The organism is Pseudomonas peradeniyensis, from assembly GCF_014268935.2.
In the GTDB taxonomy this organism is placed as follows: Bacteria; Pseudomonadota; Gammaproteobacteria; order Pseudomonadales; family Pseudomonadaceae; genus Aquipseudomonas; species Aquipseudomonas peradeniyensis.
The window spans coordinates 50,651-69,830 of sequence record NZ_JABWRJ020000004.1 but is presented as its reverse complement, the minus strand read 5'-3'; the positions used below and the strand labels follow the sequence as shown (position 1 = coordinate 69,830).

Genomic DNA, 19,180 nt, shown 5'->3' with positions numbered 1-19,180 from the left:
GAGCACAACAATGAACGCACCTTTCTCGCCCAAACGCGACACCCGCGACTACCAGGCCAGTGACGCCGCCCACCATATCCACGCCTTCCTCGACCAGAAGGCGCTCAACGCCGAGGGGCCACGGGTGATCACCCGGGGTGAGGGCCTGTACCTGTGGGACAACGACGGCCGTCGCTACCTGGACGGCATGTCCGGCCTGTGGTGCACCCAGCTCGGCTATGGTCGCAAGGACCTGACTGCCGCCGCCGCCGCGCAGATGGACCAGCTGGCCTACTACAACATGTTCTTCCACACCACCCACCCGGCGGTGATCGAACTGTCCGAGCTGCTGTTCAGCCTGTTGCCGGCTCACTACAGCCACGCCATCTACACCAACTCCGGCTCCGAGGCCAACGAGGTGCTGATCCGCACCGTGCGCCGCTACTGGCAGGTGGTTGGCCAGCCGAGCAAGAAGATCATGATCGGCCGCTGGAACGGCTACCACGGCTCGACCCTGGCGGCCACGGCGCTGGGCGGGATGAAGTTCATGCACGAGATGGGCGGGCTGATCCCGGACGTCGCGCATATCGACGAGCCTTACTGGTTCGCCGCAGGTGGCGAGCTGACCCCCGCCGAGTTCGGCCGTCGCTGCGCCCTGCAGCTGGAGGAGAAGATCCTCGAATTGGGCGCCGAGAACGTTGCCGGCTTCATCGCCGAGCCGTTCCAGGGTGCCGGCGGCATGATCTTCCCGCCCGAGAGCTATTGGCCGGAAATCCAGCGCATCTGCCGCCAGTACGATGTACTGCTGTGCGCCGACGAGGTGATCGGCGGTTTCGGTCGCACCGGCGAATGGTTCGCCCACCAGCACTTCGGTTTCGAGCCCGACACCCTGTCCATCGCCAAGGGCCTGACCAGCGGCTACGTGCCGATGGGCGGCCTGGTGTTGAGCAAGCGCATCGCCGAGGCGTTGGTGGAGCGGGGCGGGGTGTTCGCCCACGGCCTGACCTATTCCGGTCACCCGGTGGCGGCGGCGGTGGCGGTGGCCAACCTCAAGGCCCTGCGCGACGAAGGCATCGTGCGCCAAGTCAAGGACGACACCGGACCGTATCTACAGCGCATCCTGCGCGAGGTGTTCGCTGATCATCCGCTGATCGGCGAGGTACAGGGCGCGGGGCTGGTGGCGGCGCTGCAGTTCGTCGAGGACAAGGCCACACGCAAGCGTTTCGCCAACGAGAACGACCTGGCCTGGCAGTGCCGCACGTTCGGCTTTGAAGAGGGGGTGATCATTCGCTCCACCCTGGGTCGGATGATCATGGCGCCAGCGCTGGTGGCCAGTCGTGGCGAGCTGGATGAGCTGGTGGAGAAGACCCGTATTGCGGTGGATCGGGTGGCGGGGATGGTGGCAAAGCGTTGAGGACCCATCGCGGGGGGGGGGGGGGGCCCCCCCCCGCGATATATCCTTAACCCTGGATGAACAGCCGCGCAGGGCTGGTGCCCCAGGCGGGCGGTGAACCTGACGTATGGTTATCCAGCGTTGTCTGACAGCGCCTTCAACACCGCCATGGCGCTCTGGGCGTCGTCGACACCGACAAAGATGTGGTCATGGTAATAGGCCGCCACCACGTTGCAGCTGATGCCCGCGTTGCCCAGCGCGGTGGCGAACGCCGCAGTCAGCCCCACGGCCTCGAGGGAAGAGTGGACGGTCAGGGTGATCCAGGCGCACACGTAGGTGTAGGGCAGCTGCATCGCGTCCGCGACCGTTCGCTCGAGGATGACCGTCCAGCCTTCGCGCTCCCTGAAACTGCCGACAATGTTCAGGTCTTGCAGCTGTGAGGTGTCGGTGACTGTGGCAAAGACATACTCGCCGTCATTGAGCAGGGGACTCATGGACTGGAGGAGTTTTTCAATCGAGGTTTCGCCATGCATCGTGTGGGCTCCTGGGGTGGTAGGCCGGCAGTCTAGAGGGTTCAGCGGGGACGATTGAAATTAGCATTGCGTGCAGGGCATTAGGACAATCGATGGCGCCGCTCAGCGCCACGCTGCCAGGCGCACCAGCGAGGGCAGCAGCAGCGCCCAGATCGGCGCCAGCAGCAGGGCGCTGGTGACCGCACCCAACGGCAGGTCAACCTGCGCCAACCGGGCTCCGGCCAGATAGGCCAGCGGTCCGCCCACCGCCCCCAGCACCGCCCCGCGCCAGAGCGGTCGGCTGGCCCAGGCCAGGCTATGGCGCAGGCCGCTGGCCAGCACCAGCCAAAGCATCGCCAGCCACAGGGGTAGCGGACGGCTGTCGAAAGTAAACACGCCAATCGCGCCCAACAGGCTGTCCACCAGGCAGCCGGCCAGCGTCACGCGCAGTAGCGCCCAGGCCTCGCCAGGGCGATCCCGGCACAGGTATACATGCACCGCCATGACCGGCGGCACCACCAGCAGCAACCCGGGCCATCGCGCGCCGAGCACGCACAGCCACCAGCCGGCCTGCAGCCACAGGGCATTGGCGATCAGCCAGCCACGGCGCATGGGTCAGTGCCCGGGCAACGGGGCACGGCGTGCCAGGGGAGCTGCCCACAGCAACTGGGCGACACCGATGGCGCGTTCCTCGAACCCGCCCTGGCAGTAGCACAGGTAGTACTCCCATAGGCGCTGGAACATTTCGTCGTAGCCGAGCGCCGCCAGCACACCACGTGCCTGGCGCAGGTTGTCGCGCCAATGGCGCAGGGTGCGGGCGTAGTCTAGGCCGAAGTCCTCCAGGTGCACCAGGTTCAGCCCTGTCTGGCGGCTGGCGGTGTCGAGCAGCACGCTCAGCGACGGCAGGGCGCCGCCGGGGAAGATGTAGCGCTGGATGAAGTCCACCGAGCGACGGGCCTGGGCATAGCGCTGGTCGCGGATGGTGATGGCCTGCAGGAGCATCAGCCCGTCGGGCTTGAGCAGCGTGGCGCACTGGCGAAAGTACACGGGCAGGTAGCGGTGGCCGACGGCTTCGATCATCTCGATAGACACCAGCTTGTCGAAGCTGCCTTGCAGGTCGCGATAGTCCTGGCGCAGCACCGTGACACGCTGTTCCAGTCCCAATGCCTGGACGCGCTGCTGGGTGAAGGCGTACTGGGCCTCGGAAAGCGTCGTGGTGGTGACCCGGCAGCCGTGCCGGGTCGCGGCGTGGATCGCCAGGCTACCCCAGCCGCTGCCGATCTCCAGCAGGTGATCCTGCGCACTCAGTTCGAGCTTGCGGCAGATCTGCTCCAGCTTGTTCAGCTGGGCCTGCTCCAGGGGTTGCTCGGGGTGCTCGAACTGGGCCGCCGAATACATCATGGTCGGGTCGAGCAGGTGTTCGAACAGGACGTTGCCCAGGTCGTAGTGGGCCAGGATATTGCGTTTGGCGCCGCGTCGGTTGTTGCGGTTCAGGCGATGCAGCAGCCGCAGCAAGGGGCGACCCAGGCGCGCCAGGCCACCTTCCAGGGCGTCCAGTACCTCCAGGTTGGCCACGAACAGCCGGGTCACGGCTGCCAGGTCCGGGCTGTGCCAGTAGCCGTGGATGTAGGCTTCGCCGGCACCGATCGAGCCATTGCCGGCCACCAGGTTCCAGGCGGCACCCTCAAGAATTTCCACGTCGGCCTGCAGCGGGCTGGCGGCGTCGCCGAAGCTCCATTGCTGCCCCCCTTCGCGCAGCCGCAGGTGGCCGTGGCGCAGCTTGCCCAATTGCGCCAGCACCGCGCTGCGGGCCAGCCCACCCAACAGCGGTGTGAGGCCTGCGGATTTGCTAACGCTCAGGGTGGGGTTCGACATTGTCGGGCTCCTCGTGGCGATGGCCGAGCACCAGGGTGCCCTGGCTGGCGGTGTGGTCGTGAACGGGGACACGCTTGAACAACAGGCGCAGGGCTTGCCAGTAGATGGCTGAAACGGTGCGCAGGCTCATCCAGGGGAAGGACAGCAGGTAACGATGCAGCGCGGCGCGGTCCAGCGGCTGGCGGCGCACGGCGAGGTCGGCTTCGAAGACCTTCTGGCCGTCTCGCCAGTTCTCCATGCGCACGTGAATCCGCTGCGCATCCAGATGGAAGCGCAGGTGGTAGTCCATGGCCATTGGCAGGAACGGCGAAACATGGAAGGCCTTGGCCATGATGAATGGCTGGTCAAGACCGTCCCGCACCGGGAGCACATAGTGAAAACGCTCGCGCCACGGCGTGTTGCGCACTTCCAGCAGAATCGCCGCCAACTGCCCGTTGCAGTCATGGCAGAAGTACAGGCTCACCGGGTTGAACGACAGCCCCCAGCTGCGCAGCTGGGTCAGCAGGCGCACCGGGCCTTCGGGAACCTGGCCGGTGGCCTGGCCGACCAGCCGGCGGGCGGCCTGGGCCAGCGGCTCGCCCTTGGCGGTCAACGCCGGCAGGTAGTCGGTCTCGCGCCAGCTCAGGGGCGCCAGCCGCCAGCGGCCCACCCAGCGCGACAGGCCCAGCAGCTGGGCCTGCTCGTCGAGGTCCAGGTAGAACATGCCGATCCGGTAGCGGAAGGCATGCGGCCGGGGCCCCAGGCGCCGATGGCTGACCCAGCCCGGGCACAGGCTGCTGTTCACAATTGTTCTCCGAAGTGCTCGGCGACCTTGAGCGCACTGACCACGCCGTCCTCGTGAAAGCCGTTGCCCCAGTAGGCACCGCAGTAGTAGCTGTGGCGCTGGCCCTGCAGCTCGGCCTGGCGGGCTTGCGCGGTGGTGGCGGCGAGGCTGTATTGGGGGTGGGCGTAGTGGTAGCGGGCGATGATCCGAGCCGGGTCCACCTGCGCGGTCTGGTTGAGGCTGACACAGAAGGTCACCGGGGCCTGGATGCCTTGCAGGATATTCATGTTGTAGGTCAGCGCGGCCGAGGCCTGTTCGGGACCGCCCAGACGGTAGTTCCAGCTGGCCCAGGCCTTGCGCCGGCGCGGCAGCAGGCGGGTGTCGGTGTGCAGCAGCACATCGTTGCTGGCGTAGGTGATGGCCCCGAGCACCGCGCGCTCCTGGGCACTGGGTGCTTCCAGCAGGGCCAGGGCCTGGTCGCTGTGGCAGGCGAACACCACGTTGTCGAAGCGCTCGCTACCGGCCTTGCCGAGCAGGGTGACGCCGCCCTCGTCGCGGCTAACCCGGTCGACCTTGCACGCCAGGCGGATGCGCTCGGCGAACGGCCGGCACAGCGGTGCGACATAGCTGCGCGAACCACCCGCGACGACCCGCCACTGCGGCCGCCGGTTCACCGACAGCAGCCCATGGTTGCGACAGAAACGCACGAAGAACTGCAGGGGAAAACCAAGCATGTCCGCCCGTGACATCGACCAGATCGCCGAGCCCATCGGCACGATGTAGTGCTCGACGAAGCGCCGGCCATAGCCCTGTGCCTGGAGGTAGCCGCCCAGGGTGGTGGACGGGTCGAGGCGTCCGCGGTCCAGGTCGGCCAGGGCCTGGCGGTTGAAACGGAGGATGTCGCGCAGCATCCCCCAGAACCCCGGCGACACCAGGTTGCGTCGTTGCGCGAACAGGGTGTCGAGGTTGTGGCCGTTGTATTCGAGGCCACTGTCCGGGTCATGCACCGAGAAGCTCATCTGGGTCGGATGCGAGGCTACCCCGAGCTGGTCGAGCAGGCGGATGAAATTCGGGTAGGTCCAGTCGTTGAACACGATGAAGCCGGTATCCACCGCGTGGCGTTCGCCGTTCCAGGGCACTTCGACGGTATGGGTGTGGCCGCCGATCCAGTCGTCGGCCTCGAACAGCGTGACCTCGTGGCGGCGCGACAGCAGGTGGGCGCAGGTCAGGCCGGCGATGCCGCTGCCTATGATCGCGATGCGCATGGCGGGCTATTCCTGTGGCCGTCTAGCCAGGCGTCGACCCAGCGCCAGGCGCCAACGCGGCGGCAGCGCGCCGAGCAGGCGCAGGGCCAGGGTGAACGCAGCGGGAAAGTTGATTTCCAGTGGCCGCCCGGGCAGGCGTCGGGCGATATGACGGGCGGCGCGCTGCGCCGTCCAGCGCTGGGGCATGGGAAAGTCGTTGCGGCGGGTCAGGGGCGTGTCGACGAAGCCGGGGCTGACCAGGGTGACATCGATGCCTTGATTGGCCAGGTCGATGCGCAGCGATTCGACCAGGTAGCGCACGGCGGCCTTGGACGCACCATAGGCGCCAGCCCGGGGCAGGGCGAGCCAGGCCACCGAACTGCCCATCACCACGACATGCGGGCGTTCGCCACGGCGCAGCAAGGGCAGGGCGACGGCCAGGCAATGACACAGGCCCAGCAGGTTGGTGCGCACCACGCGCTCGACCAGGTCAGGGTCGAACCGGCCCGGCTCCAGGTATTCGCAGGTCCCGGCGTTGAGGATGACCCCGTCCAGCGCGCCCCAGGCCTGCTGCAGTTCCCCGGCGATCAACGCCAGCCGTTCGCGGTCGTCGATATCGCCAAGGGCCGCCAGTGCCTGCCCGGGAAAGCGTTCGAGCAGGGGCGTCAGGCGCTCGGCGCAGCGGCCTCCCAAGGCTACCTGGTGTCCCTGTTCCAGCAGTTGCCCGGCCAGTGCGGCGCCGATGCCGCTGCTGGCGCCGGTCAGCCAGTAGCGGCTCATGCCAGCCGACTCTTCAGCCAGCGAATGGCGCCGCCCATGACCGGGACATGTTCATACAGCAGGGCACCGGCATCGAAATAATCCTGGTGAACCTGTACCCGCTGCTGCCATTGCAGATGGCTGCAGCCCTGCAGGCTGATGGGCCGACCACCGGCCAGGCGGGGATGGCGAAAGTGCAGGGTCCAGCGCAGGTAACCTTGCCCAGGCCGGACCTCGTCGGCGCCGGTGAAGGTATAGCGGATGTCGTGGGCGTTGGCGTAGAGCTGGGCGAAGTACGCCTTCAGGGCCGGCAGGCCATCGATCCGGTGCAGCGGATCGCGAAAGCTGACATCTTCGCTGTACAGGTTTTCCAGCAAGTCCAGGTTGCCCCGGTGCAGGCGGGCGAAGCATTCGGTGAACTGCTGCAGGTAGTCTGACATACGCGGCTCCGGGCAATCCTGTACAACGATGGCGGATTGTACAGGTATGACTGAAGCCTAGGACTAAAATTGTACAAAGACAATCTTCTTGTACAGCTTTTGCCGTCAGCGTCCGGCCGCCGCCAGCGCCCCGCGCAAGCGCGCGACCTCCGCTTCCAGTTCGCGCACTTTCTCCTCGGCGGCTACCTGGGCCGTGACATCGCGCTGGATACCGATGTAATAGGTCAGCTGGTCGGCTTCGTTGCGTACCGGCGTGATCGACAGCTCGTTCCAGAATGGGCTGCCATCCTTGCGGTAGTTGCGCAACACCTGGCGGCAGGGCTGGCCTGCGCGGATCGCCTGGCCGATGGCGGCGACGCCCGGCTGGTCATGGTCGGTGCCCTGGAGAAAGCGGCAGTCCTGGTAGAGGATGTCGTCCGTGGCGTAGCCGGTGAGCCGTTCGAACGCAGGGTTTACGTAGATGAGAATGCTGTCGTTGCCCTCCTGCTCGGCGACGACGATGCCATCGTTGGACTGTTCGACCATCAGTTGCAGGAGTTTCGCGTTGATCATGGAGCTCACCTGTCGGATCGTGTGTGCGAATGCGCAGCGTAGCTTCCGTGCGAGAACCTCGGGCGCGTCTGCCGACCATGATGACCCAAGCAGGCTCGCCGCAACAGGTACCCGTGGAGTTAGAATGTGCCTTCACCCATTCGAACCTTGGCCATGACCGACGCCCCTTCCTTTGACTTGCTGCCCATGCGCGACGTGGTCAGCCTGACCGGCATCAACCCCGTGACGTTGCGCGCCTGGGAGCGCCGCCATGGCCTGATCAGCCCTCAGCGCACCGAAGGCGGACACCGGCTGTACACGGCCAGGGATGTCCAGCGCATTCGCGACATCCTGCGCTGGACCGGCAACGGCGTGCCCATCAGCAAGGTAGGCGGGTTGCTAGCCGGCCGGCCCGAAGCCCCGCCCGCGCAGGACGATGCCTTTCACGACTGGCGCCTGGCCGTTGTCCGGGCGACCAAGGCGTTCGACGCGCAGGCGCTGGAGGGCATTCACGGGCAGCTGTTCACGCTGTTGCCCAAGGCCTCGGTGATGCACGAGGTGTTCATGCCGGTGTGGCGCGAGCTGGCCGAAGGCGAGGCTTTCGGCGAGCGCAGCCAGTGGCTGTTCCTGGACACCTTCCTGCGCGCCCGCCTGCTGTTGCGCCTGCACATGAACCAGGCGGATGCGCCACGGGTGCTGCTGGCCAGCGCCGAGGGCCTGGCCGAGCTGCAGTTGTTGTGTGCCGGCCTGCTGCTGAGCGATCGGCGGCAACGCATCGAGGTGCTGGGAGCTGGGCAGCCGCTGGAGGAGCTGGCGCTGGTGTGCGGGGCGATCCAGCCGGCGGTGCTGGTGGTTGCGGTGCAGGGGCCGGTAAGCGCGGCCTTGGCGAAACGGCTGCGTTCGCTGCAGATGGAGATCCCTTGCCCGCTGGCCTTGGTGGGGGAGGGGCTGGGCGCTTCGCAGGCGGTGTTGCAGGGGATTCCGGTGTGTCTGCTGGATGAGTGCGATCCTCAGGCGCCCGGCATGCTTGATGCGTTGATCAGGGGCGCCTTGGACCTGTGACGGCTACCTACAGCGCTTTCATCTCCGCAATATCCCGCGCCACCTGATCCGCGGAGCGGTCGAACATCGCCTGTTCCTGCGCATCCAGCGGCAGCTCGATCACCCGCGTGATGCCCGCGTCCGAGAGTACGCAGGGAACACCCATGGCGATATCCGTGCGCCCGTACTCGCCCTCGAGAATCGCGACCGCCGGCAGGATGCGGCTGCGCCCGTTGGCAATCGCATCCACCATCTGCGCGATCGCCACGCCCGGCGCATCGCAGGCGCTGCCGACCTTCTTCAGGGCAAGGATCTCGCCGCCACCTTTACGGGTACGCTCAACGATCTGCTCGATCTGCTCACTGGACAGCAAATGCGCCAGCGGCACAGCGCCGACCGTGCAGTAGCGCATCAACGGCACCATGCTGTCGCCGTGCCCGCCCAGGACCAGCGCCGTGATATCCCGTGCCGAGAACCCGGTCTGCTCGGCGATGAAACACTTCATGCGCGCGGTATCCAGCACTCCCGCCTGGCCGAACACCTTGTCGCGGCCCAGGCCACTGAGGCTCCAGGCCCGATAGGTGAGCACGTCGACCGGATTAGACACCACCAGTACTGTCGCGGCCGGCGCATGCTGTTTTACATCGCGCATGATGCCGTCGAGTATCGGCAGGTTGATGGCCAGGACATCTTGGCGCGACTGGCCAGGCTTGCGCGGCACGCCGGCGGTGATCACCACCAGGTCGGAATCCTGCAGCAATTGGGCATCCGACCCGCCGTGCACCTTGGTGTCGGACCCGGACTCCACCGCCGCCTGCCAGACATCCAGCGCCTTGCCCTGCGCCAGTTCACCCTGGACGTCGATCAGCGCCAGTTCCCGGCAGAGCGCGTCCCGGGCGATGACCTGCGCCGCCGCCTCACCGACGATACCGGCACCCACGATTGTCAGTTTGTTCACCTCGCACCTCCTCGCGGCTCGCGTTATCAGCAACACACGCGCCTGTACAGGGAAGTATTGTCTGCCCGGGCGAAAAGGCTACCCGCAGGTGGCACTCAAGATTGGCCGGGGTCGCAAAGCAGCCCCGGCAATTCTCAACACCGTGAAAGGTCTGGCCTTTAGAGCACCTTGACCGCCCGCCCAATGAACTGCACAGGCCCTGTCGGTCGCCCGCTGGCAGAGCCACCCGCATTCTCCAGGGTCAGCTCGAACAACTGGTTGGGCTCAACCGCCGGCAGGCGCTGCAGCGGCACGGTGACCTGCTCCCCAGGTTTGATCAGACCAAGCGAGATCGGTTCCGGCCACTGCTCACCCTTGGTCCAGAACTGCAGGACCTTGTCTCCCGGGACCTCGGACTTGACCAAGGGGATCAGCTGGACCTGACCCGCGTCACGGGCCTGGACCACCCAACCAGGTGCCTGGGTGGCGGGCGCCACCAGCACGACCAGGTAGGTAGTGACAGGCGGGTGTGCCGTCAGCAATGCCAGGGCAAGCAACAAGCTCGTTGCCAGGCCGGCACCAGCCAACCCTTGCCACAGCCCCAGGCGTCGCCACCATGAGGGGCGGGCAGGGCGGTCGCCCAGGCTACGGTTGATCCGTTGCCACAGTCGGGGACTGGGCGGCAGGGGCGTGGCCAGCGCGTTCAAGCCCAGCAGCCGCTGCTCCCAGGCGTCCACGGCGTCACGCAAGGCACGGTCGCTATCCAGGCGCTTGAGCACGGCATCCTGCTGTTCGGCCGACAACGTGCCCAGCACATACTCCCCGGCCAGTTGCTCGAGGTCATCGGCGCTTTCGTTACCCGGCTCTTTGGTCATCCCATGCACTCCCGCAGCGCCTTGAGGCTGCGTTTAATCCACGACTTGACCGTGCCTAGCGGGGTGTCGAGCAGGCGGGCGATCTCGGCATGGCTGCAGCCGTCGACGTAAGCATGCAGGATGCACTTGCGCGGCGCGGTGTCGAGCTGGTCGAGGCAGCGATGAATCCTCGGCGCATCGGCCTGCAGGGTCATGTCGTCGTGATAGGGCGCGATATCGACCATGGCGACATCGTCGATCACCACTTCTCGGCGGGTATCGCGCACGAAGTTCAAGGCCAGGTGCCGGGTCAGGCTGTACACCCAGCCACGCGCCGAGCCTCGGGCCGGATCAAAGCTGGCCGCGCGGGTCCAGATGCGGATGAAAGCGTCATGGACGATGTCCTCGGCGGTGGCGTGGTCGCGGGCGATGCGCCAGGCCACGCCGAGCAGCCGGGCACCCTCCTGGTCGTAAAGCGCCTGCAGTGCGCCGCGATCGCCCCTGGCACAGGCCTGGAGACAGCGCTCGTAGTCAAATGGCGTGGTGGGCAGGTTCAAGGTCGGGCCGATCCTCATGCTACCGTAAGCCCCGGCCGGTCGGCCGGGGACTGTCGATGAGCGTAGCTCAAGGGGGCTGGCGCACAGGCCCTCAGTTGGCGGCCCAGAAGATGTAGTCGGCCTGGTATTTGACGATCTGCTTCTCGCCCTTGTTCTGCGCCGTGCAGGCGGTCTGCGGGGCGACGCCACCGCGGGTGGCCAGGCGCTGGACGAAGCTGACCCCGCTCATGGCGCCCTTGCCCTCGGCGGGGTTGGCCTTGACCAGCTGGTACGGCAGGTCACCCTTGGCCGCCGGGGCGATGGCCAGCTGCGTGCCGGTGATCTTCGAGCCGTCCTTGGCCTGCCAGGTGGCGGGCGGGCCGAAGTAGTCGCCCACGGCCTTGCCGGCCCGGTCCTTGAGCACAGCCTTGGGGCCGACGAAGGTCCATTCGGTCTGGCCGGGGGCGTCGGCCTTGTCGCGGCATTCGTAGGTGATTTCGCCGACACCGACGGTTTCCAGCGCCACCTTGTGACCGTCCGGCACCTTGACGGCATCGGGGATCCCGGTCTGGGCGTGGGCGGTCGGCAGCAGCATGGCCAGGGCGAGGCCGCAGGCGGGCAGGAACGAAACGTGTGCGATGTTCATCGAGTGATCTCCTGGTGGGGGCATGGCAGGGCACTCAGGTGTTGCCCTGAGGTGAATACCCAGCAGAACGGGATCTGGATGCACCCGGGCGTAAAAAGAGAGATCTGGCCGACGGCGCGCAAGGTGGCCAGCGGTCTTCCTCCGATGTCGAACGCTCATCGGGCAATGGCGTTTCTTTACGCTTTCTTTATGCCGGCCTTTGCAGGTTGAGAAGATACTGGCGCGGTTTTTTCTGTCCCCCGCCTGCCTGCCCGCATTCAGTGTTTACGCAATACTGACGAGACGTTACCTGTGAGCCAATCCGCAATCGTTGAAAACCCGTCCCACGCCAACAAGAGCAAGGGCGTTGGCCTGCTGGTCGCCGCCGTCGGGGTCGTCTATGGCGACATCGGCACCAGCCCCCTGTACACGCTCAAGGAGGTGTTCTCCGGTCATTTCGGGGTGCAAGCCAACATCGAGGGGGTGCTGGGCATCCTGTCGCTGGTGTTCTGGTCGTTGATCTGGGTGGTCTCGGTGAAGTACGTCCTGTTCATCCTGCGCGCCAGCAACCAGGGCGAGGGCGGGATCATGGCGCTGACCGCGCTGGCCAGGCGGGCGGCACGTCCTTACCCGCGGCTGAGCAAGGTGCTGGTGTTGCTGGGGTTGTTCGGCGCGGCGCTGTTCTACGGTGACAGCATGATCACCCCGGCCATCTCCGTGCTATCGGCGGTGGAGGGTCTGCAGCTGGGGATCGACGGCATCGAGCACTGGGTCGTGCCGTTGGCAGTGGTGGTGCTGGTCGGGCTGTTCATCATCCAGAAGCACGGCACCGCGCGCATCGGCATCCTGTTCGGGCCGGTGATGGTGCTGTGGTTCGTGGTGCTGGGGGCGCTTGGCATCCATGGCATCGTGCAGCGGCCCGAGGTGCTGCAGGCGTTGAACCCGTCCTGGGCGGTGCACTTCTTCGTCGCCCACCCGGGCATCGGCGTGGCGATCCTGGGCGCCGTGGTGCTGGCCTTGACCGGTGCCGAGGCGCTCTACGCCGACATGGGGCACTTCGGCCGCAAGCCGATTTCCCGCGCGTGGTTCATCCTGGTGCTGCCTGGCCTGGTGCTGAATTACTTCGGCCAGGGCGCGTTGATCCTCGACAACCCGGCGGCGGTGCGCAACCCGTTCTACCTGCTGGCCCCGGAATGGGCGCTGCTGCCGATGGTCGCGCTGGCCACCCTGGCCACCATCATCGCCTCGCAGGCGGTGATTTCCGGTGCCTTCTCGCTGACTCGCCAGGCCATCCAGCTGGGCTATGTGCCGCGCATGTTCATCCAGCACACCTCCAGCGAGGAGCAGGGGCAGATCTATATCGGCATGGTCAACTGGGCGCTGATGGTCGGCGTGGTGCTGCTGGTGGTCGGCTTCGAGTCGTCCAGCGCCCTGGCGGCGGCCTACGGCGTCGCGGTGACCGGCACCATGCTGATCACCACGCTGCTGGCCTCGGCGGTGGTGCTGTTGCTATGGAAGACCCCGCGCTGGCTGGCGATCCCCTTGCTGCTGGGCTTCCTGCTGGTGGACGGCCTGTACTTCGCCGCCAACGCGCCGAAGATCCTGCAGGGCGGCGCCTTCCCGGTGATCGCCGGCCTGGCGCTGTTCGTGCTGATGACCACCTGGAAGCGCGGGCGCAGCATTATCGTCGAGCGCCTGGATGAAACCGCCTTGCCGCTGCCCTTGTTCATTGCCAGCGTGCAGGCGCAGCCACCCCATCGCGTGCAGGGCACGGCAGTGTTCCTCACCGCCCGCTCCGATGCGGTGCCCCACGCGCTGTTGCACAATCTGCTGCACAACCAGGTGCTGCACGAGCAGGTGGTGCTGCTGACGGTGGTGTCGGAGGATTCACCGCGGGTGACGGAGGACAAGCGCTTCGAGGTCGAGGCGTTCGGCCAGGACTTCTTCAGGGTCAACCTGCACTTCGGCTTCATGGAGGAGCCTGACGTGCCCCTTGCCCTCAGCCACAGCAGCACGACCGAGCTGGACTTCAGCCCCATGCGCACCACCTACTTCCTGAGCCGGGAAACCGTGGTGCCGACCAAGCGCATTGGCATGGCAAAGTGGCGCGAGCACTTGTTCGCCTTCTTGCTGAAGAACGCCAACAGCAACCTGCGCTACTTCAAGCTGCCACTGAACCGGGTTATCGAGCTGGGGACCCAGGTCGAGATGTGAGGGGGCATCACGGGGAGCCGGTAGCTTACTATCCTGAATGGCGATGCTGGCATCAGGCCCAGATCTGCGGACGTCTCCTTCAGGCCTGATGGCCTTGAGGGCGTCAGCGATTCTCATGTCGCCATCGGGCCGGGGTGATTCCCACTTCGTTGCGAAAGGCGCTGGTGAAGTGGGGCTGACTGTTGAAGCCCAGATCCAGGGCCACCTCGATGATCGGGTTGTCGGTCTGCCTGAGCATCTCCTGAGCGCGAATGATCTTGCGGTGCAGGATGTAGGCGTGGGGGGTGTAGCCGGTGTGTTGTTTGAACCTTGCGGCAAAACGACAGCGGCAGGCACCAAAGACAGTGCTCAGTTCAGTCAGGGTAATGGCCGAGTGCAGATTGTCGTTGATGTACGCAAGCGTGCGTTGGATGCGGCGCCTGTCACCGTCCTTGCCGGGCGATCGCTTGGTGTTCGCTGCGTTTGCCGGGGGCAGTAAATCACCCGGCTCTCTAATGACGGTGGCCATCTCATGCTTCCCATACGGTCAATTGGGTTAGCAGCAGTCATGGACTCGATGCAGGCTTGAGTGAATCAATATAGGCGAGCCTCGCGAAAAGTGAAGCGGCGGCCTGCGGGCCTATCAGATCGGGCGGCCTCAGTCAGCTGCCAGCAAGGCGTGCGACGGTTCGTCGTGCATTCGGTCAGTCCTTGACCGATTTTGTAATTCCACTCCCGGTGCTTCGCCCACACTGGTGCCTCTCTGCCTTTGCTGGAAAGGACAGTCCTCCGGGTGCGATCTGAATAATCCCGACGTACGGATCACCCACTTTGCGTGAAGGGGAGGCACGCGTTACCCGGCAACTATCCCATTCTTTACCTGAACGCAGGCGGCTGCTGGCGGGCGTTCGCGCCGTAGCTGCCTGGTAGAAAGCGGTGACCAAGGATATCGAGCAGGAGGCTGAAAGCCACTGCAGAGAAAATTTTATTTTCCTCTTGATACTATAGGGGGGTATAGTATGATCATCTCAACGGCGAAGGGGATCAGCAGTTCCTCGGCGCCCTGAAGAGAAGGAGAAGGCTCTTCGCCGCGCCAGAGGTATTGGCGGGCAGGTCTGGAGGCGGATCCGACACATGCCGCGCCTGTGCAACAACAGGCAGCAGTGCGCGGCGCGATCAACGGCCTGATGGCGGTCGTTCTGGAAAGCCATCTTCGGGAGGAGTTGCCTGACAGAGGGGCGAGGACGACTCGCAGCAACGTTCCATTGACGAAACCAACTCCATCGTTCGGTCGTTTCTCCGCCTGCCGAGTCCAAGCGAACCGGGTGGCGGAGACCCACTCAAGAAAGGAAGTGACATCATGAAATCACGTGCAGCCGTGGCCTTCGGGCCAGGAAAACCACTGGAAATCGTCGAAATCGACGTCGAACCGCCACGCAAGGGTGAAGTGCTGATCAGGGTCACCCACACCGGCGTTTGCCATACCGACGCGTTCACCCTGTCGGGTGACGATCCCGAAGGCCTGTTCCCGGTCGTGCTGGGCCACGAGGGTGCCGGCATCGTCGTCGAGGTTGGCGAAGGTGTCACCAGCGTAAAACCTGGCGATCACGTCATTCCGCTGTACACCGCCGAGTGTGGCGAATGCCTGTTCTGCAAATCGGGCAAGACCAACCTGTGCGTGGCTGTGCGTGCCACCCAGGGCAAGGGCCTGATGCCGGACGGCACCACCCGCTTCTCGTACAACGGCCAGCCGCTGTTCCACTACATGGGCTGCTCGACCTTCAGTGAATACACCGTCGTCGCCGAGGTATCGCTGGCCAAGATCAACCCGGACGCCAATCCGGAGCACGTTTGCCTGTTGGGTTGCGGTGTGACCACCGGCATCGGTGCCGTGCACAACACGGCCAAGGTGCAACCCGGTGACTCGGTCGCGGTATTCGGCCTCGGCGGTATCGGCCTCGCCGCGATCCAGGGCGCACGCCAAGCCAAGGCGGGCCGCATCATCGCCATCGACACCAACCCGGCCAAGTTCGAACTGGCACGCCGCTTCGGTGCCACCGAATGCGTCAACCCCAAGGACCACGAGAAGCCCATTCACGAGGTGCTGATCGAGATGACCGGTTGGGGTGTCGACCACACCTTCGAGTGCATCGGCAACGTCAATGTCATGCGTTCGGCGCTCGAGGCCGCCCACCGCGGCTGGGGCCAGTCGATCGTCATCGGCGTGGCCGGTGCCGGCAAGGAAATCTCGACCCGTCCGTTCCAGTTGGTCACTGGCCGGACCTGGAAGGGCTCTGCCTTCGGCGGCGTCAAGGGGCGTACCCAACTTCCGGGCATGGTGGAAGACGCGATGAAAGGCGAGATCGACCTGGCGCCGTTCGTCACCCACACCATGGGGCTCGATGAAATCAACGAGGCGTTCGACCTGATGCACGAAGGCAAGTCGATTCGCACCGTTATCCACTACTGATCACGACCTGATCATTCAATACCCATACTCAAGGAAACACATTAATGGCTACTCCAGTAATTTCCGGTAACGATATCTTCTCCCACGTGTTCTTCGGCGCCGCCGACATTCAGAAATCGGCCGCGTTCTTCGATGCCGCCCTGGGTGCCCTGGGCATCAAGAACCTGGGTCCATTCGGTAACGATTGGGTGCTGTACGGCCGTGACAAGCCGGCGTTCATCATCGCCCGTCCAGGCAATGGCGCAGCACCTACCAGCAACGGCGTGACGGTCGGCTTCGCCGCCGCCAGCCCTGCCGAGGTGGATGCATTCCACGCTGCAGGCCTGGCCGCTGGCGGTACCGATGAAGGCCAACCGGGTCCACGTGGTCACCTGCCGGGTGCCTACGCGGCCTACCTGCGTGATCCGGCCGGTAACAAGGTCTGCGCTTACGCGTTTGTCTGAAACCCGGGAGGCGTGAGGTCGTGGTGAAAGGGCAGGGACCTGCCAGGACGATCTCACTCTCCACCTTGGCCGCGACCGCTCATGGCATGCCCGCTCATGCCTGGCGGTCAGCGGTTCTCGGAGCCCTGATCGGCTGATTCGCGCTCCGAACTCGCCTTCATGGCCGAAGGCGATCAACCAGCACGCACGGACTGAGCGTTCGCTGCGTGATGCAAGAACCACAGCATTCAATACAGGCCAGTGGGCGGCGTCGGTCATCGCGCCAGCGCATCACTGGATTGCACCTTTCATAGCTCGTACATCCAAGACGACATCTGGCCTTCGCGGCGGGGTGGCGCCTGGGCACCGCTTCGTCGAGACAAGGAGAACATCCATGGAACGCATTGAACATCACGCCAGCTTCGAGGGTTGGCAGGACGTTTATCAGCATGAGTCCACCGTGCTTGGCTGCACGATGAGGTTTGGCATCTACCTTCCGCCCCAGGCCGAGCATCAGGAACGCCCGGTGCTGTACTGGCTTTCCGGGCTGACCTGCAGCGAACAGAACTTCATCACCAAGGCGGCGGTACAGCGTTATGCCGCCCGGCACGGGATCATTGTCGTCGCCCCTGATACCAGCCCGCGGGGGGAGAGTGTCGCCGACGACGCGGCCTATGACCTCGGCCAGGGGGCGGGTTTCTATGTGAACGCCACACAGCTGCCCTGGAGCGATCACTTCCAGATGTACTCATACGTGGTCGACGAACTGCCGGCGCTGATCGAAGCGAACTTCCCGGCGTCGTCAAAACGCAGCATCAGCGGGCATTCCATGGGCGGACATGGTGCCCTGGTCATCGCGCTGCGCAATCCAGGTCGTTACGCCAGTGTCTCGGCGTTCTCGCCGATCGTGGCGCCCACGCAAGTCCCATGGGGGCAGAAGGCCCTGGCGGCCTACCTGGGCGAGCACGACCTGGACGCCTGGAAGCGGTACGACACGGTCGAACTGATCCGCACGGCGCAAGAGCGCTTGCCATTGCTGGTCGATCAAGGGCTGAACGATGAGTTTCTCGAGTCCCAGTTGCGACCGGAACTGCTGCGTGCCGCGTGCGAACAGGCCGGTCACCCGCTGACGCTCAACCTGCGACCTGGCCATGACCATAGCTACTACTTCATTTCGAACTACCTGAGCGGACACATGGCCCACCACGCGGCTGCGTTGAATCGCTGAACTTTGGGAGACCCTGATGATGAAAAAGACCTCTGACAAACGGCATCATGTCGTCGTCGTTGGCGCGGGTTTCGGCGGGTTGGACGTTGTCAACGGCTTCTGTGGCGCCGACGTCGATATCACGATCATCGACCGGCGCAACTATCACCTGTTCCAGCCCTTGCTGTACCAGGTGGCCGGGGCGTCGCTGTCGACCTCTGAAATCGCCTGGCCGATTCGCTACCTGTTCCGCAACCGCCAGAATGTGCAGACGCTGATGGCCGAAGTGCAGGGGGTCGATGTCGACGCCCGGCAAGTCATCCTCGACAACGGTTCGACCGTCGGCTACGACACGCTGGTACTGGCCACGGGGGCGACGCATGCCTATTTCGGCCATGACGAGTGGGAGCCCCACGCCCCAGGCCTGAAGACCCTGGAGGACGCGGCCACGATCCGTGGGCGGATTCTGGATGCATTCGAACAAGCCGAGCGCTCCAGCAACCCGACGGAGCGTGCCGCGCTGCAGACGTTCGTGATCATCGGCGGCGGACCGACCGGCGTCGAGTTGGCCGGCACCATCGCCGAACTGGCGAAAGACACGCTGGCAAATGACTTTCGCGCCATCGATCCACGCGCCACACGCGTTGTCCTGATCGAGGCCGGTACACGCCTGCTGCCGGTATTTCCCGAAAAGCTTTCGGACTACACCCGGCGAGCGCTGGAAAAGCTCGGTGTGGAAGTAGCGCTGGGCTCTCCGGTAACCGACTGCTCCGACGAGGGGGTGATCGTCGCAGGCAAGCCGCTCGCGGCCAAGACCATCGTCTGGGCGGCCGGTGTACAGGCTTCTCCGGCGGCACGTTGGCTGAACGCCGAGTCGGATCGCGCCGGAAGGGTGCTGGTCAGGCCGGACCTGAGCGTTGCGGGTCGTCCCGAGATCTTTGTCATCGGGGATACCGCGGCGTCGGCGATGGCGGATGGCAAATATGTACCGGGTATTGCACCTGCGGCCAAGCAGCAAGGCAAGTACGTGGCCAACCTGATCAAGCGGCGACTGAAAGGCAAGCGCGTCGATGAGCCGTTCAAGTACAAGCACCAGGGCAATCTGGCTACCATCGGTCGCAGCCTGGCGGTGATCGACATGGGGCGTATCAGGTTGCGCGGGGCGATCGCCTGGTGGATCTGGAAGCTGGCGCACATCTACTTCCTGATCGGCGTGCGTAATCGCTTGAGTGTCGCACTGAGCTGGGTGTGGAACCACAGCGTCGGCTACCGGGGTTCACGCCTGATCATGCGCGCCGGTGAGCAGGGGAGAAATACGCCAGGTAAATCCGCTTCGGTGGATTGAGGGCACCGAGTAGGCTCGCCGGCTTGGCGGAGCGTGTCGTTTTCAATGATGGCG

At 65.1% G+C, this 19,180-nt stretch carries 21 protein-coding genes and 1 pseudogene; 9 read left to right on the top strand and 13 right to left on the bottom strand.

Annotated elements, in window-relative coordinates; genetic code table 11:
• Positions 1 to 10 precede the first annotated feature (10 nt).
• Positions 11 to 1,393, top strand: a complete 1,383-nt coding sequence (locus tag HU751_RS20660) for an aspartate aminotransferase family protein (RefSeq protein ID WP_186732340.1) — start codon at positions 11 to 13, stop codon at positions 1,391 to 1,393.
• 110 nt (positions 1,394 to 1,503) lie between these two features.
• On the opposite strand, the gene HU751_RS20655 is transcribed toward HU751_RS20660, so the two are convergent.
• The 8 genes from HU751_RS20655 to HU751_RS20620 form a co-directional block, all read right to left on the bottom strand.
• Positions 1,504 to 1,905: an ACT domain-containing protein gene (locus tag HU751_RS20655; RefSeq protein ID WP_186732341.1), complete on the bottom strand. Its 402-nt coding sequence runs from the start codon at positions 1,903 to 1,905 to the stop codon at positions 1,504 to 1,506.
• A gap of 102 nt (positions 1,906 to 2,007) precedes the next feature.
• The gene (locus tag HU751_RS20650; RefSeq protein ID WP_186732342.1) at positions 2,008 to 2,496 is read right to left on the bottom strand and encodes a DUF2878 domain-containing protein; all 489 of its coding nucleotides are present in this window, start codon (positions 2,494 to 2,496) and stop codon (positions 2,008 to 2,010) included.
• Between the two features lie 3 nt (positions 2,497 to 2,499).
• Positions 2,500 to 3,759, bottom strand: a complete 1,260-nt coding sequence (locus tag HU751_RS20645; protein WP_186732343.1) for an SAM-dependent methyltransferase — start codon at positions 3,757 to 3,759, stop codon at positions 2,500 to 2,502.
• Entirely contained in the window at positions 3,734 to 4,543 is an 810-nt protein-coding gene (locus HU751_RS20640) for a DUF1365 domain-containing protein (RefSeq protein ID WP_186732344.1), read from the bottom strand. Before HU751_RS20640 ends, HU751_RS20645 begins: the two co-directional genes overlap by 26 nt.
• Positions 4,540 to 5,787, bottom strand: a complete 1,248-nt coding sequence (locus tag HU751_RS20635; protein WP_186732345.1) for an NAD(P)/FAD-dependent oxidoreductase — start codon at positions 5,785 to 5,787, stop codon at positions 4,540 to 4,542. Before HU751_RS20635 ends, HU751_RS20640 begins: the two co-directional genes overlap by 4 nt.
• Positions 5,788 to 5,793: 6 nt before the next feature.
• The gene (locus HU751_RS20630) at positions 5,794 to 6,546 is read right to left on the bottom strand and encodes an SDR family NAD(P)-dependent oxidoreductase (RefSeq protein ID WP_186732346.1); all 753 of its coding nucleotides are present in this window, start codon (positions 6,544 to 6,546) and stop codon (positions 5,794 to 5,796) included.
• Positions 6,543 to 6,965: a nuclear transport factor 2 family protein gene (locus tag HU751_RS20625; protein ID WP_186732347.1), complete on the bottom strand. Its 423-nt coding sequence runs from the start codon at positions 6,963 to 6,965 to the stop codon at positions 6,543 to 6,545. The genes HU751_RS20630 and HU751_RS20625 overlap by 4 nt, the downstream gene beginning before the upstream one ends.
• Positions 6,966 to 7,070: 105 nt before the next feature.
• Positions 7,071 to 7,517, bottom strand: coding sequence for a PAS domain-containing protein (locus HU751_RS20620; protein WP_186732348.1), 447 nt, complete (start codon positions 7,515 to 7,517; stop codon positions 7,071 to 7,073).
• A gap of 153 nt (positions 7,518 to 7,670) precedes the next feature.
• Here HU751_RS20620 and HU751_RS20615 point away from each other — a divergent pair, with 153 nt between their 5' ends.
• Positions 7,671 to 8,558 (top strand): MerR family transcriptional regulator, encoded by an 888-nt coding sequence (locus tag HU751_RS20615; protein WP_186732349.1) that lies wholly within the window; start codon positions 7,671 to 7,673, stop codon positions 8,556 to 8,558.
• A 7-nt stretch (positions 8,559 to 8,565) separates the two neighbouring features.
• Here the strand turns inward: HU751_RS20615 and HU751_RS20610 are convergent, their stop codons facing one another.
• The 4 genes from HU751_RS20610 to HU751_RS20595 all read right to left on the bottom strand — a co-directional run bounded on the left by HU751_RS20610 (position 8,566) and on the right by HU751_RS20595 (position 11,510).
• The gene (locus tag HU751_RS20610; RefSeq protein ID WP_186732350.1) at positions 8,566 to 9,495 is read right to left on the bottom strand and encodes a malate dehydrogenase; all 930 of its coding nucleotides are present in this window, start codon (positions 9,493 to 9,495) and stop codon (positions 8,566 to 8,568) included.
• A gap of 158 nt (positions 9,496 to 9,653) precedes the next feature.
• Positions 9,654 to 10,349, bottom strand: coding sequence for an anti-sigma factor (locus HU751_RS20605; RefSeq protein WP_186732351.1), 696 nt, complete (start codon positions 10,347 to 10,349; stop codon positions 9,654 to 9,656).
• A complete protein-coding gene (locus HU751_RS20600) occupies positions 10,346 to 10,885 on the bottom strand; it encodes a sigma-70 family RNA polymerase sigma factor (RefSeq protein ID WP_186732352.1) in 540 nt (179 codons plus the stop codon). Before HU751_RS20600 ends, HU751_RS20605 begins: the two co-directional genes overlap by 4 nt.
• A gap of 91 nt (positions 10,886 to 10,976) precedes the next feature.
• Entirely contained in the window at positions 10,977 to 11,510 is a 534-nt protein-coding gene (locus tag HU751_RS20595) for a DUF3455 domain-containing protein (RefSeq protein WP_186732353.1), read from the bottom strand.
• 51 nt (positions 11,511 to 11,561) lie between these two features.
• Here HU751_RS20595 and HU751_RS20590 point away from each other — a divergent pair, with 51 nt between their 5' ends.
• Both HU751_RS20590 and HU751_RS20585 read left to right on the top strand, forming a co-directional pair.
• Complete coding sequence (locus HU751_RS20590) at positions 11,562 to 11,720, top strand: hypothetical protein (RefSeq protein ID WP_186732354.1); 159 nt, start codon at positions 11,562 to 11,564, stop codon at positions 11,718 to 11,720.
• A gap of 81 nt (positions 11,721 to 11,801) precedes the next feature.
• Complete coding sequence (locus HU751_RS20585) at positions 11,802 to 13,703, top strand: potassium transporter Kup (protein ID WP_186732355.1); 1,902 nt, start codon at positions 11,802 to 11,804, stop codon at positions 13,701 to 13,703.
• Between the two features lie 103 nt (positions 13,704 to 13,806).
• Here the strand turns inward: HU751_RS20585 and HU751_RS20580 are convergent, their stop codons facing one another.
• Entirely contained in the window at positions 13,807 to 14,211 is a 405-nt protein-coding gene (locus HU751_RS20580) for a helix-turn-helix domain-containing protein (protein ID WP_186732356.1), read from the bottom strand.
• A gap of 572 nt (positions 14,212 to 14,783) precedes the next feature.
• On the opposite strand from HU751_RS20580, the pseudogene HU751_RS27385 reads away from it, so the two are divergent.
• From HU751_RS27385 to HU751_RS20555, 5 genes and pseudogenes are all read left to right on the top strand, one after another.
• Positions 14,784 to 14,908 (top strand): annotated as a pseudogene (locus HU751_RS27385) (metal-sensing transcriptional repressor); the annotation flags it as partial.
• 134 nt (positions 14,909 to 15,042) lie between these two features.
• Positions 15,043 to 16,152, top strand: coding sequence for an S-(hydroxymethyl)glutathione dehydrogenase/class III alcohol dehydrogenase (locus HU751_RS20570; RefSeq protein ID WP_186732357.1), 1,110 nt, complete (start codon positions 15,043 to 15,045; stop codon positions 16,150 to 16,152).
• A 44-nt stretch (positions 16,153 to 16,196) separates the two neighbouring features.
• The gene (locus tag HU751_RS20565; protein ID WP_186732358.1) at positions 16,197 to 16,595 is read left to right on the top strand and encodes a VOC family protein; all 399 of its coding nucleotides are present in this window, start codon (positions 16,197 to 16,199) and stop codon (positions 16,593 to 16,595) included.
• 373 nt (positions 16,596 to 16,968) lie between these two features.
• A complete protein-coding gene (fghA, locus tag HU751_RS20560; RefSeq protein ID WP_186732359.1) occupies positions 16,969 to 17,802 on the top strand; it encodes an S-formylglutathione hydrolase in 834 nt (277 codons plus the stop codon).
• 16 nt (positions 17,803 to 17,818) lie between these two features.
• A complete protein-coding gene (locus HU751_RS20555) occupies positions 17,819 to 19,126 on the top strand; it encodes an NAD(P)/FAD-dependent oxidoreductase (RefSeq protein ID WP_225933362.1) in 1,308 nt (435 codons plus the stop codon).
• Positions 19,127 to 19,180 lie beyond the last annotated feature (54 nt).